The 13256-nt window shown below is 76.5% G+C and carries 9 protein-coding genes; 3 read left to right on the top strand and 6 right to left on the bottom strand.

Features of this window, described 5'->3' with window-relative positions; translation table 11 throughout:
* Nucleotides 1-9: 9 nt before the first annotated feature.
* Nucleotides 10-999, bottom strand: coding sequence for an NAD(+) diphosphatase (gene nudC / locus AC0VX4_RS03655; protein WP_136940973.1), 990 nt, complete (start codon nt 997-999; stop codon nt 10-12).
* Between the two features lie 72 nt (nt 1000-1071).
* Between nudC and AC0VX4_RS03650 the strand changes: the two genes are divergently transcribed.
* Nucleotides 1072-2178 (top strand): phosphotransferase, encoded by a 1107-nt coding sequence (locus AC0VX4_RS03650; RefSeq protein WP_002854927.1) that lies wholly within the window; start codon nt 1072-1074, stop codon nt 2176-2178.
* On the opposite strand, the gene AC0VX4_RS03645 is transcribed toward AC0VX4_RS03650, so the two are convergent.
* Genes AC0VX4_RS03645 through AC0VX4_RS03635 form a run of 3 tightly spaced genes read right to left on the bottom strand, consistent with a single transcriptional unit; the run spans nt 2153 to nt 9518 of the window.
* Nucleotides 2153-5683, bottom strand: coding sequence for an ATP-dependent helicase (locus tag AC0VX4_RS03645; RefSeq protein WP_475464597.1), 3531 nt, complete (start codon nt 5681-5683; stop codon nt 2153-2155). The genes AC0VX4_RS03650 and AC0VX4_RS03645 overlap by 26 nt on opposite strands.
* Nucleotides 5671-9111, bottom strand: coding sequence for an ATP-dependent helicase (locus tag AC0VX4_RS03640; protein ID WP_060774609.1), 3441 nt, complete (start codon nt 9109-9111; stop codon nt 5671-5673). Before AC0VX4_RS03640 ends, AC0VX4_RS03645 begins: the two co-directional genes overlap by 13 nt.
* Nucleotides 9108-9518: an MGMT family protein gene (locus tag AC0VX4_RS03635; protein WP_002854936.1), complete on the bottom strand. Its 411-nt coding sequence runs from the start codon at nt 9516-9518 to the stop codon at nt 9108-9110. The genes AC0VX4_RS03640 and AC0VX4_RS03635 overlap by 4 nt, the downstream gene beginning before the upstream one ends.
* 44 nt (nt 9519-9562) lie before the next feature.
* Between AC0VX4_RS03635 and AC0VX4_RS03630 the strand changes: the two genes are divergently transcribed.
* Complete coding sequence (locus AC0VX4_RS03630) at nt 9563-10249, top strand: 3'-5' exonuclease (protein ID WP_002854938.1); 687 nt, start codon at nt 9563-9565, stop codon at nt 10247-10249.
* 28 nt (nt 10250-10277) lie between these two features.
* Here AC0VX4_RS03630 and hemL read toward each other — a convergent pair whose 3' ends face one another.
* Nucleotides 10278-11603, bottom strand: a complete 1326-nt coding sequence (gene hemL / locus AC0VX4_RS03625) for a glutamate-1-semialdehyde 2,1-aminomutase (protein WP_002854940.1) — start codon at nt 11601-11603, stop codon at nt 10278-10280.
* Complete coding sequence (gene hemB / locus AC0VX4_RS03620; RefSeq protein WP_002854942.1) at nt 11600-12586, bottom strand: porphobilinogen synthase; 987 nt, start codon at nt 12584-12586, stop codon at nt 11600-11602. Before hemB ends, hemL begins: the two co-directional genes overlap by 4 nt.
* A gap of 203 nt (nt 12587-12789) precedes the next feature.
* Here hemB and AC0VX4_RS03615 point away from each other — a divergent pair, with 203 nt between their 5' ends.
* A complete protein-coding gene (locus AC0VX4_RS03615; protein WP_002854944.1) occupies nt 12790-13218 on the top strand; it encodes an organic hydroperoxide resistance protein in 429 nt (142 codons plus the stop codon).
* Nucleotides 13219-13256: the final 38 nt, after the last annotated feature.

The raw sequence follows: 13256 nt of genomic DNA, 5'->3' as shown, positions 1-13256 counted from the left end.
CGAGTCCTCCTAGGTGATCAGGGTCTGCGCATCGGGCAGCGTCCCACCGTACCAATCCTCGATGAGCGCCCGCGCGATGGACACGGCCCCGGGCAGGGTGACGTCGCCCTCGCGGGCCAGACGCGCGAGCTCCTCCCGCTCGAACCAGCGCACGGAGAGGATCTCCTCGCCGTCCGGAACCGGCTCGGCGCCGGCCGGGGCCAGCGCGGTGAAGCCGAGCATGAGCGAGCGTGGGAAGGGCCACGGCTGGGAGCCGCGGTAGCGCGGCTGCGTCACCGTGATCCCGGACTCCTCCGCGATCTCCCGGACCACCGCGTGCTCCAGGGACTCCCCCGGCTCCACGAACCCGGCCAGGCAGGAGTACAGCCCCTCGGGCCATGCCGCGTTGCGGCCCAGCAGGATCCGCCCGGCCGGGTCGATGACGGCCACGATCACCGCCGGGTCCGTGCGCGGGAACTGCTCCCGGGAGCAGTCGCGGCAACGACGCACCCAGCCGGCCGCCTCGACGTCCGTGACGCCGCCGCAGAACGCGCAGAAGCGGTGGGTGGCGTGCCAGTTGGCGTTCGCGACGGCGGCCACGAACAGCCCGGTGTCCGCGTCGCTGAGGGCGGCGGCCGCGTCGCGGAGGCCGACCCACACGGCGTCCGCGAGCGCGGTGGCCGCGTCCTCGGGCAGGGCCGCCGGCGGCTCGACGGCGACGGAGACCACCTCGCGCTCCCGCCCGTGCGGGCCCCGGTCCGCCGCGGTGCCGCGGCCCAGATACGCGGCCTCGGCCGGCACGGGGCCGGAGGGCGCGGTGAAGACGAGCCGGCCGTCCGCGACCGGCGCGCGGCCGCCCTGCAGCCACAGGACCTCCGTCCCCTCGCGCGCCCAGACGGCCGCCAGGTGGCCCGGGTCGAGGCGGGCCACGGCACCGCGGTCCAGCTCCTCGCGGGCCAGCGGCAGGGCCAGCGGCGGTGCGGCGGTGCGGTCGGACGACGACGGGGGGCAGGAAGCCATGCGTCCAGGCTAGCGACCCGTCTCCGGTGCGCCCGACGACGGGGGAGGGCGTTCCGCGCCTAGGCTGGAGGGGTGGATCGTCAGCCCCTTCGTCTCGCAGCCCTGGCCGCCGCGGCCGTCCCCGGCCTCGCCCCCGTCTCCGTGGAGGCGAGCCCGGACGACCCCGCGGACTTCTCGACCGCCGTCGTCGTGGACGGTGAGGGCCAGCGGTGGCGTGTCCGCTCGCCCCGCACCCCGGAGGCGGGCATCCGTCTCGAGACGGAGCTGCAGGTGCTGGCGGGCCTGACCCCGGCGGTGCGCGCCGGCCTGCCGTTCCGCACGCCCTCCGTGGCGGGCGCGGTGCGGCTCGAGGGGCTGCGCACCTTCGTCTACCAGGACATGCCCGGGCGTCCCGTCACCCTGGACGAGCTGGCCCGGCTCGGCGAGCCCGCGGTGCAGGACGTGGGCCGCGTGCTGGCCGCGATCCACACGCTGCCCTCGGACGTCGTGGACCACGCGGACCTGCCCTCCTACACGGCGGAGCAGATCCGGCAGCGTCACCTCCACGCCCTCGACCAGGCGGCCACCTCCGGCCGCGTGCCGCCCCTGCTGCTGCGCCGCTGGGAGGAGGCCATGGAGGAGGAGGCCCTGTGGCGGTTCACCCCGGTGCCGGTGCACGGTGACCTGCACGAGGACAACCTGCTCCTCGAGCGCGGCCGCGTGGTGGGCGTGACGGGCTGGACGGACCTGCACGTGGGCGACCCGGCCGACGACGTCGCCTGGCTGGCCGCCGCCACGGACCCGGACCTGGCCGACCGCGTCCTCGACGCCTACGCGGCCCGGCGGGCCGACGCGGGGGCCGCCGACGACGGCGACGCGCACCTGATGCGCCGTGCGGCGCTGCTCGCCGAGTTCGCCCTCGCCCAGTGGCTCACGCGGGGCCTGGACCGGCACGACGCGGCGATGGTCGCCGAGGCGGAGGCCATGCTGGCCGAGCTCGCGAGCGACGTGCGCGCCGCGCAGGAGGCGGCCGCGCGCCAGGCGGAGGCCGACGCGGCCGCCGACGCCGCCGAGGACGCCCGGGATGCGGCGGAGGACGCCCGTGAGGCCGCGGACGCGAGAACCGCGGACCCGGAGACGGGGCCGGTGCCCGCCGTCGAGGTGGTGCGGCCGATCAACGACGGGCCAGGGCGTCCGTGATGTGACGCTCGAGCTCCTCCTCCCCCGGCAGGTCCGGGAAGGAGCGCTCCTGCCCGTGGGCCACGTACACGAAGCTGGCCCCGATCCGTTCCAGCGGGATCCCGTGCAGCCGTGACCAGGCGAGCCGGTAGACGGCCAGCTGCAGCGACTTGAGCTCGAGGTCGCGGCCCCGCGGCACGGCGCCGGTCTTCCAGTCGACGAGCTCCCAGTCGGCCTCGGGGTCGAAGGGCAGGCGGGGGTCGCCGCCGGAGCGGTAGATCGCGTCGACCCGGCCGCGCAGCGTGATCCCGCCGACCGTCGTCTCGACCGGGGCCTCGACGAAGGCCGGGGTGCGCTCCGCCCAGTGCGAGGAGCGGAACCACTCCTGCATGGGGCCGAGGTCGAGGGCCTCGTCGACCCACAGGTCCGCGGCGTCCTCGGCCGAGTCGATGTCCAGCATGCCGGTGGCCCCGAAGCGCTCCTCGAGCCACGCGTGGAACGCCGTGCCGCGCCGCGCCGCGTGCGCGGGCGGCCGGGGCAGGGGCCGGCGCAGCTGCTCGGCCACGGCCTGCGGGTCGGCGGCGAGCTCGCCGTAGAGGGACACGGAGACGTGCTCGGGCAGGGCGGTCTCCCCGCCCGTCCCGGCGACGTCCCGACGGCGCAGCAGCACCCAGTCCACCTGGCGGGCCAGCTCCGGGTCGTCTCCGAGCGCCGCCGGGTCCGCGGCGTGCACGGCCGCGGCGGCCGCCTCCACCCCGTGCCGGCGGGCCCGGGAGCGGCGCGGCAGCGGCTGCCAGCGTTCCTCGTCCTCGGGATCCTCCGGGTCGGCGACGAAGGCCTCCGGGCCGTCGAGGGGGTCGAAGGGCCAGCGGGCGACCAGCGTCCGGCCCGCGACGGGGTTGGCCTCGGGCAGGTCGTCCTCGGCCGGGACGGGGCCGAGCGCGACGCCGGGCACCTCCCCCGCCAGACCGGCCACCTCCTCGAGGAAGGCCGAGGCCGGCAGGGGCTCCTTGTTGACGCCCTTGAACAGGGAGGTGCTCAGCCACAGGGCGGATCGCGCGCGCGTGTACGCGACGTAGGCCAGGCGCCGCTCCTCGCGCTCGGCGTGGGCGGCCACTGCCACGGCATAGGGGTCCGGGTTGCCCTCCTGGGCCGCCTTGGAGCTGTATCCGGTGCCGGCCGACTGGACCCAGTCCCGCTGGTCCTGTGCCCACGAGCCGTCCCACTGCGGCAGCGACGCGCGGTCCCCGCGCAGGGGCCATGGCAGCGCGCCGGCCCGGGGGCTGGTCCAGCGGTCCGCCCGCGTGGACGGGAACGTGCCCTCCTGCAGGCCGGGGACCGCGACGACGTCCCACTCGAGCCCCTTCGAGGCGTGCGCGGTGAGCACCTGGACCAGGCCGGGGGTGGGTTCGGCGTTCTCGACGCCGAGGCCGTCCTCGTGTTCGAGGACGGACTCCGTCCAGGCCAGGAACGCCGTCAGGTCCGTCGCCGTGGTGCCGGCGACGAAGTCGCGGGCCGCGTCCTGGAACGCGTTCAGGTGCCGCCGGGCCGCGGCCGCGGAGACGCCGGGCCGCAGGGCCACCTCCACGTCCAGCCCCGTCTCACGGATCACCTCCGCGATGAGGTCGGCCGGGTCCTCCCCGGTGCGCGTGGAGAGCCGGCGCAGCTCGGCGTTGACGGCCCTCAGTCGGGCCAGGCCCTCGGGTGAGAAGCCGCGGCCGCGGGAGCCGACCCAGTCCGTCCCCTCCCCGGGCAGGGAGTCGAGGGCCTCCAGCAGGGCGGCGGCGTCGGCGTCCTCCTCGGGGCTCACGTCCCGGACCGGGGCCACGTCCGGGGCGTCCCCGGCGGGGTCCTCCCGCCCACCGGCGGCCCGCCTGGCCCGCAGCCGCGAGACGAACCGGGCGCGCTCCTGGAGCACCTCGAGGTCGGCCACGCCGATGCGCCAGCGCGGGCCGGTGAGCAGGCGGACGAGCTGGTCGCTGCGAGTGGGGTCGGCCAGCACGTGGAGGACGGCCAGCACCTCGGCGACCTCCGGCAGCGCCAGCAGCCCGGAGAGCCCGAGCACCTCGTAGGGCAGGCCGGCGGCGTCGAGCGCGTCCAGCACGGGGCCGAACTGGGCGCGGGTGCGGCACAGGACGGCGCGGCTCGGGGTGGTCCCCCCGGGCCCGGCCCCGGTGAGGGCGCCGAGGCGGGCGACGACGTCGGCGGCCTCCTCCTCCGCGGTGACGAACCGGTCCACCCGGACGACGCCCTCCCCCGCGCCCGGCCGGGGCCGCAGGGTGCGCACCTCCACCGGCGCGCCGCCCGCCGCGGCGGCGTGGGCGTTCAGCGGCGCGGCGACGGCGTTGGCGACCGCCAGGATCGCCTCCTCGTTGCGCCACGCGATCGTCAGGTGCGAGACGTCCGCGTTCACGCGCCGCGGGGCGCCGCCGGGGCCGGTCTCCAGCCGGGGGAAGGCGTGCGGGAAGGCGAAGAGCTGTCCGGCGGAGGCGCCGCGGAAGCCGTAGATCGACTGGTGGGGGTCGCCCACCGCGGTGACGCAGTGCCCCAGCCCGGGCGCGTCGTCCTCGGGGCCGCGCGGGCCGAACAGCCCGGCGAAGATCCGCATCTGGGCGTGGGAGGTGTCCTGGAACTCGTCCAGCAGCACCACGGGGAACCGTGCGCGCTCCTGCTCGCCGGCCGCCGGCACCTCGACGGCGATGCGCGCCGCGTGGCGCAGCAGGTCGCCGAAGTCCATGACGTCCTGCTCGCGCTTGACCTCGTCGTAGCGGGCCACGAGGTCCGCCATGAGGGCGCGGTCCGCCAGGCCGGTCAGGAACTCCTGGATCTCCTTCGAGGGGGTCTTGGCGCGCGGGGGCAGCGGCAGGGCGCTCCCCTGCTCGGCCAGCCGGGCGAGGAACCCGCGCACCTCGTCCGCGGTCACCAGGTGCTCGGCCATGTCCCCGGCCAGCCGTAGCGCCTGCGTGATGAGCCGGGACGGGGCCACGCCGAGGGCGTCCGCGACCACCGGATGCGAACGCACGACGGCGCCCATGAGCCGGTGGGCGTCCGCGTCCCCCAGCAGCCGCGCCTCCGGTTCCACGCCGATCCGCAGGCCGTGGTCCCGCACGAGCGCGCCCGCGTAGGAGTGGTACGTGGACACCGAGGCGCGGCCCAGGTCCTCGGGCTCCCCGTCGAAGCCGGGGATCTCGAGGCCGGAGCGCAGCAGGGCGTCCACGCGCCCGTTGATCCGCTCGGCGAGCTCACCGGCCGCCTTCCGGGTGAACGTGACGCCGAGGACCTCGTCCGGGCGCACGAGACCGTTGGCCACGAGCCAGACCACGCGGTCGGCCATGGTGGCGGTCTTGCCGGAGCCGGCGCCGGCCAGCACCAGGCGCGGAGTGAGCGGGGCGGTGACCACCTCGGCCTGCTCCTGCGTGGGCGGGGGCAGCCGCAGCCGCGCCGCGATGTCCTCCGGGGAGTGGACCGCGTCCTCGACGCGCGGACGATCGGTCGGGGCGGCGGGATCGCCGGTCAGCGGGGCCATTCGGTGACCTGCCTTCCTTCGGAGCAGAGCGGACAGACGGAGGGCAGCGCGCACCGACGGGCGCCGGCCTCGTGGAGGGCGAGGAAGCGCGGCCCCGTGGTGCGACGGGCCGCCGTGAACACCTGCTCGAGCGCCCAGGTGTCCCCGTCCTCGAGGGCCGGCTGGTCCTGCACCTTGGTCTTCAGGGTGCCCGCGCCGAGCTGGACGAGGGCCGCGCCGGCCGGCGTCGCGGGCCGCTCCAGGCCGGCGAGCGCGGCGCGCCGGGCGGGGTCCGTGGCGGGGTCGTCCCGGACCTGCTCCAGACCGCCGGCGCGGACGGCCACCTGATAGGCGGCCAGCTGTGGCTGGCGCGCCATCTCCGCACCGGTGGGCGCGCTGCGGCCGGTCTTGAGGTCGGCGATGAAGGGTCGGCCCTGCGCGTCCGCCTCGAGCCGGTCCACGACGCCGGTGATCCGGACGGTGGTCCCGCCCCAGGTCAGGTCCGCGAGGAGCCGCACCTCCTGAGCCACGGGCCGACGCCCGGCCGCCCGGGCGATGCTCCAGTAGCCGATGTAGGCGTCCACCAGGCCGCGGGCCCGGTCGTGCTCGATCTCCGTGATCCAGCCCTCCGGCAGACCGAGTTCGGGCAGGCGGCGTTCCAGTTCGGCACGCACGTCCTCGGGCACGCCCTCGGGATGGTGTTCGGCCACCGAGTGCACGAGCGTGCCCACGGACTGGGCGAGGGTCCCGCCCGCGTTCGCGCCGACGTGGTACAGCACCCAGTCCAGCGGATTGCGCAGGGCCGTCTCCACGCGGGAGGGCGAGAGCGCGACGACCTCGCGCTCCGGGTCGACGAGCGCGGCCTCGGTGGACAGCGGCAGCAGGCCCCACCAGCGTCGGGGGTCCGCGACGGTCACGCCGTCCTCGGCGAGGACCGCCAGGCCGGCGGCCGCCGCCGCCCGGGGTGTCACCCCGTCGGCCGCGTCCGCCTCGTCCCCGGCCTCCAGGACGCGGCGCAGCCGGCCGACGAGCGCGGGCGCCGTGATCGGGTCGGGGACCGCGGTGAGCCGCCGGGCGCCGGCGGCGTCGCGCGCCTCGGCGGGCAGCCGTTCGGGCGGGTCCACCAGGTCGAGGAAGTCGGAGGGGCCCTCATCCGGCGCGCGCACGGCCGTGACGACCACCTGACGCCGTGCCCGGGAGACCGCGGCCGCGAGCATGCGCAGCTCGTCCTGGCGGACCTCGCGCAGCCGGGTGCGGTGGTCCGTGGGCCACGGGGCGTCCGCGGGCAGCGTCACGAGGTCCACGAGGTCGGTGGCGCCGAGCAGCTGGCCGCGCAGCCGGGTGTTCGGCCACACGCCCTCCTGCAGGCCCACGACGATCACCGTGTCCCACTCCTGGCCGGCCGCCGCGGCGGGGGTGCGCACGTGCACGGCGTCACCGGACTCGGCCCGGCGGGCCAGGGTGTCCACGGGCAGGTCCTGGGACTCCATGTAGACGGCGAACGACTCGGGCGACGCGCCCGGGAACTGGTCCACGAAGCGCTCGGCCACCTTGAACAGGGCGACGACGGCGTCGAGGTCCGCGTCCGCCCGGCGGGACTCGCGGCGCTCGTTCGCGTGCTCGGCGGGCCGCAGCGCGAGCGAACGCCATCGCTCGGCCCGACCGGAGGCGGACCACAGCGCCCACAGCACGGTCTCGGGCGAGGCCGAGGGGGCGCGGGCGGCCTCCAGGCCGTCCCGGAGCATCCAGTGGACCCGGCGCAGGGCGCGGTGCCGCTCGTGCTCGGGGCCGGCCAGGCTCGGGTCCAGCAGGGCCGCGGCGAGCAGCGCGTCCGAGGTGCGCCGGCCGCCCCGGCCCCGCTCGGCGGCCAGCAGGTCCTGGCGCAGCCGCCGCACGTGCAGCGCGCTGGCCATCCCGTACCGGCCGGTGAGCAGTCCCACGACCTCGTCCGGATCGAGCACGTCCTCGACCCCGGCCTCCGGATCCTCCGCGAGCGCCCCCGCCGCGTCCAGCAGGGTGAGCAGGGGCGCGACGGCGGGCTCCTCCTTCAGCACGAGCCCGGCGGCGTCCCGCAGCACGGGGACGCCCTCGGCCTCCAGGTGACGGGCGAGCGCGGCCACCCGGGAGCCCGAGCGGGCGACCACGAGGATCCGGTCCAGGGGCACCCCGTCCTCGTGGTGGACCCGCAGCACCCGTTCGAGGACGAGCTGGTCCTCGTGGGCGCGGGTGGGCACGACGTGCGCCCGGACGGCGCCGTCGCCGTCCGCCGGGACGGTCTCGGTGCGGGTCCGTTCGACGCCGGCGGTGCGCTGGCGGACCCGGCGGGCCACGCGCAGGTAGGCGTCCTGGACCTCGGCGCGCATGCGGTGCCCGCGCGTCAGCACCCGGACGCGTCCGTCCGGGGACGCGAGCGGGGCGGCCCCCGGCACGGGATCGGGGTCGAGGACCCCGGGGTACCGGGCGAGGAGGTCGGGCCGGGCGCCGCGGAAGCCCTCCACGGTGGTGTCCGGCGACGCGGTGAGCAGCACGTCCCGCCCGCGGCCGAGCACGCTGAGCAGGTCGTGCACGGCGGGGGTGGCCTCGTGGAGGTCCTCGACCACGAGCACGGCCAGGCGGTCCCGCTCCTCCGCCACGAACGCCTGCGCCGCGGCGTCGCGCTCCGGGTCCTCCGGATGCCGCTCGGTGAGCACGCGGACGGCGGCGGACAGCAGCCCGGCGGCGTCGAACGCCTCGGCCATGCCCAGGTCGATCCGGTCCCGGTAGTCCTGCAGCAGCACGGCCGCGGCCTCCCACTCGGGGCGCCCGTGGGCGGTGCCGAGCTCCTGCAGGCGGCCCGGCTCGAGGCCGAGCTCGCTCATGCGGTCCACGAGCTCGCGGACCTCACGGCGGAATCCCCTCGCCTCCACGGCGGGGGCGACGTCGGCCGGCCAGTCCGGCGCGGCGGCGAGGCCGGCGGCGTAGCCCTCGAGCAGCTCGGCGATGACCGTGTCCTGCTCGGCGCCGGTGAGCAGCCGGGGGGCGACCTCCAGATGCCTCAGCGGTCCCGTGACGCGGGCGCGGCGCAGCAGGTCGAACGCGTAGGAGGACCAGGTCCGCACGGGGGTGACGGCGCGGGTGCCCCGCCCGGCGGCGGCGAGCCGGCGGGTCAGGGCGTCGCGCAGCCGCGCCGCCGCGTCCCGGCTCGGGGCCAGCAGCAGGAGGGACTCGGGGTCCAGCCCCGCCTCGATCCGGCGGGCCGCGTACTCGACCGCCACGGTGGTGCGCCCCGTGCCGGGGGCGCCCAGCACGAGCACGGCGCCGTGCCCGGGGGCGAGCGAGGCGATCGCCTCCTGCTCGTCCGTCAGCGTGATCCGGTCCTCGGGTGCGGCGGCCGTGCGCACCAGCCGAGCGGCCCGTTCCGGCGCCGCCGCGTCGTCGTCGACGGGGTCCACCCCGTGTTCCCTGGTCATGGCCTCATCCTCGCACCGGGCCCGGACACGATACGGTCGGCGATCGCACGGATCGCCCGCGCGGCGCCGTCGTCGGGCTCCCAGCGGGCCCGGTGCAGGTCCACGCGCCCGGCCGGGGTGCGGGGCGTGGCCTCCCGCTCGTGCTCGACGGCGGCCCGCGCGGCCAGCTCCAGGGGCAGCGAGCCGTCGGCCCGGACCACGCGCCACCACGGCGTGCCGGGGCTCGACTCGGCCATCGCCCGGCCGGCCTGCCGCGGACCGCCGACCCCCAGCAGGCCGGCCAGCCCCCCGTAGCTGACGGCGCGTCCGGGCGGGACCAGACGGGCGAGCGCCTCGAGCCCCTCGCCGAGGGTGAGCGGTCCGTCGTCGCGGTGGCGAGCGGCGGGGAGCACAGGGTGATCGGTCACGACCCCATCCTGTCGTGTCCGCCGCTCCGGGTAGCGTGAGGCGCGTGACTTGGCATGAGAGCATCCGCGCCGGCTTCGACCTCGAGACCACCGGACGTGATCCGCGCACCGCGCTGATCGTGACCGCCACCCTGGTGATGGTGGACGAGCACGGCCGCGCCGCGTCGTCGGCCGAGTGGCTCGTGGACCCGGGCGTGCCCATCCCCGCCGAGGCGGCCGAGGTCCACGGCGTCACCACGGAGCGGGCGCAGGCGGAGGGCATGCCCGCCGCGCAGGGCGTCGCGGAGATCACCGAGACCCTGCGGGACCTGTTCGCCGCGGGCATCCCCGTGGTGGCGTTCAACGGCGTGTACGACTTCACGGTGATGGACCGGGAGGCGCGCCGCCACGGGCTGACGCCGCTCGAGGCCCGCCCCGTGATCGACCCGTTCGTGCTGGACAAGCAGGTGGACCGGTTCCGCAAGGGCAAGCGCACGCTCTCCGCGGTGTCCGAGCACTACGGGGTGACCCTGGAGAACGCGCACACCTCCGCGGCGGACGCCCTCGCCGCCGTCCAGGTGGCCGACGCCCTGGCCGCCCAGTACGAGCAGCTGCGCATGGCGCCGGCGGACCTGCACGAGCGGCAGGTGCGCTGGAAGGCCGAGCAGGCGGAGAGCTTCGAGCAGTACCTGCGACGCAAGGACCCGCAGGCCACCGTCTCGCGCCACTGGCCGGTCGAGGCCGAGCGCTGAGCACCCGGCCCCGACCCGCACCCGGGTCTCAGCCCTGGGGCGTCGCCGCCGCGGCCGCCTTCGCCGCGGCCGGCAGCGCGTCGAGCACCCGGGTGACCGCCGCGTCGTCGTGGGCGGCGGAGACGAACCAGGCCTCGAACACGGACGGCGGCAGGTACACGCCGGAGGCCAGCATCGACTGGAAGAACGGGGCGTAGCGGAAGACCTCCTGGCCCTGGGCGTCCCGGTAGTCCCGCACGCCGGTGCCGGAGGTGCCGAACGCCAGGGAGAACAGGGTGCCGGCCCGCTGGATCGAGTGGTCCACGCCCTCGGCGTCCAGGGCGGCCACGAGGCCCTCGCGCACGGCGTCCGAGGCGCGCGTCACGGCGGCGTAGACGGCCTCGTCGGCGCGGGAGAGCGTGGCGTGGCCGGCGGCCATGGCCACCGGATTCCCGGAGAGGGTGCCGGCCTGGTACACCGGACCGAGCGGGGCCAGGTGGTCCATGATCTCGGCGGAGCCGCCCAGGGCGGCCGCGGGCATGCCGCCGCCGATCACCTTGCCGAAGCACCAGATGTCCGGGGTCCAGCCCTCGGACTGTCCGGACAGGCCCCAGCCGCCCGTGGCGGTGGCGCGGAAGCCGGTGAGCACCTCGTCCCAGATCAGCAGCGCGCCGTGGCGGCGGGTGATCTCGCGCAGGAACGCGTTGAAGCCCTCGGCGGGCTCCACGACGCCCATGTTGCAGGGCACGGCCTCCGTGATGAGCGCGGCGATGCGCTCGCCGTGCTCGGCGAACACGGCCTCGACGGCGGCGCGGTCGTTGTAGTCCACCACGAGGGTCTCGGAGGCGGCGGCCTCGGTGACGCCCGCGGAGCCGGGCAGGGCGGCGGTCGCCACGCCCGAGCCGGCCGCGGCCAGCAGGCCGTCCGAGTGGCCGTGGTAGCAGCCGGCGAACTTCACGATCAGGTTGCGGCCGGTCACGCCGCGGGCCAGGCGCAGGGCCGTCATGGTGGCCTCGGTGCCGGTGGACACGAAGCGCACGCGCTCGACCGGGACCTTGGAGGCGATCAGCTCGGCCAGCGCGGTCTCCTCCAGCGTGGAGGTGCCGAAGCCGAGGCCGCGGTCCACGGCGGCGTGGACGGCCTCGACGACCTCGGGGTGCTGGTGGCCCAGCAGCATGGGGCCCCACGAGCAGACGAGGTCCACGTACTCGTTGCCCTCGACGTCGGTCAGGTACGGGCCGCGTGCGCCGGCCATGAACCGGGGCGTGCCGCCGACCGAGCCGAAGGCGCGCACGGGCGAGTCGACGCCGCCGGGGATGACGGCCTGGGCCGCGGCGAAGGCGGCGGCGTTGGTGGTCGGCTGGGACGCGGTCACAGGGACCCCTCCTTCATCCAGCGGCCGAGCTCGGCCGCCCAGTAGGTGAGCACGGAGTCGGCGCCGGCGCGCCGGATGGAGAGCACGGACTCGACGATCGAGGCCTTCCGGTCGATCCAGCCGCGTGCGGCGGCGGCCTCGATCATCGCGTACTCCCCCGAGATCTGGTACGCGGAGACGGGCACGTCCGCCATGTCCGCCACGTCGCGCACGATGTCCAGGTAGCTCATCGCGGGCTTGACCATCACCATGTCTGCGCCCTCCTCGAGGTCGAGGGCGACCTCGAGCAGGGCCTCGCTCCGGTTGGCGGCGTCCATCTGGTAGGTCTTGCGGTCGCCCGTGAGCTGGGAGTCGACGGCGTCGCGGAACGGCCCGTAGAACGCCGAGGAGTACTTCGCGGCGTAGGCGAGGATCGCGGTCTCGTGATGGCCGGCGCCCTCCAGGGCCTCCCGGATCACGCGGACCTGGCCGTCCATCATCCCGGAGGGGCCGAGCACGTCCGCACCGGCCTCGGCCTGCGCGACGCCCATCCGGGCGTAGATCTCCAGCGTCGCGTCGTTGTCCACGGCGCCCTCGGCGGTGAGCACGCCGCAGTGGCCGTGGTCGGTGAACTCGTCCAGGCACAGGTCGGACATCACGACGAGCCCGTCCCCCACCTCCGCCTTCACGTCCCGGATGGCCCGGTTCAGGACGCCGTCCGGGTCCAGGGCGGCGCTGCCGACGGCGTCGCGCGTGGCCGGCACGCCGAACAGCATGATGCCGCCTAGACCCAGCTCGGCGGCCTCGGCCGCGGCGGCCTTGAGCGAGTCCGTGGTGTGCTGCACGACGCCCGGCATCGAGGCGATCGGCACGGGCTCGGCGGCGCCCTCCTTGATGAAGGCCGGCAGGATCAGCTGGTTCGGGTGGATGCGGGTCTCGGCGACCAGCCGGCGCAGGGCGGCGGACTGGCGGAGCCGACGGGGACGCTGATGGGGGAAGGACATGGCCTCGAGTCTAGGCGCGGTGCGGCGGGACGCGCCGGTCGGCGCGGGGCGGCGGGGGGATCGGGGCACGGCCGTCCGACTCCCCGCGGCAATTCGGTTGCGCACAACCTGACCGCGGACTACGCTCGCTCGTGAGCGCGGAGACGCGCCACCCGCGCCTCGGGCCCGCCACCCGGACCCGTCACCGGCAAGGAAGGCACCGCATGATCGAGATCGGCCCCCTCTACACCGCCGAGGCCGTCGCCACCGGCGCCGGCCGCGACGGCCACGTCCAGACCGCGGACGGCCGCATCGCACTGGACCTCGCGGTCCCCGCGGAGATGGGCGGCAGCGGCGACGGCGCGAACCCCGAGCAGCTGTTCGCGGCCGGCTACGCCGCGTGCTTCCACTCCGCGCTGCAGAACGTGGCCCGTCAGGCCAAGAAGAAGCTCGGCGACTCCTCCGTGGGCGCACGCGTCGCCATCGGCAGGGCCGGCGAGGGCTTCGGCCTGGCCGTCGTGCTCGAGGTCGTGATCCCCGACCTGCCCCATGACGAGGCCCAGCAGCTCGCCGACGCGGCTCACCGGGTCTGCCCCTACTCCAACGCCACGCGCGGCAACATCCGCGTGGACGTGCAGGTCGTCGACGACTGACCCCCCACCCCGGCCCCGACCGGGGCCGGGCCACCCAG

The organism is Micrococcus sp. 63XJN7_8_ISO-PGPR-S23-253 (assembly GCF_056173425.1).
This window is presented reverse-complemented; position numbering and strand designations above follow the sequence as displayed.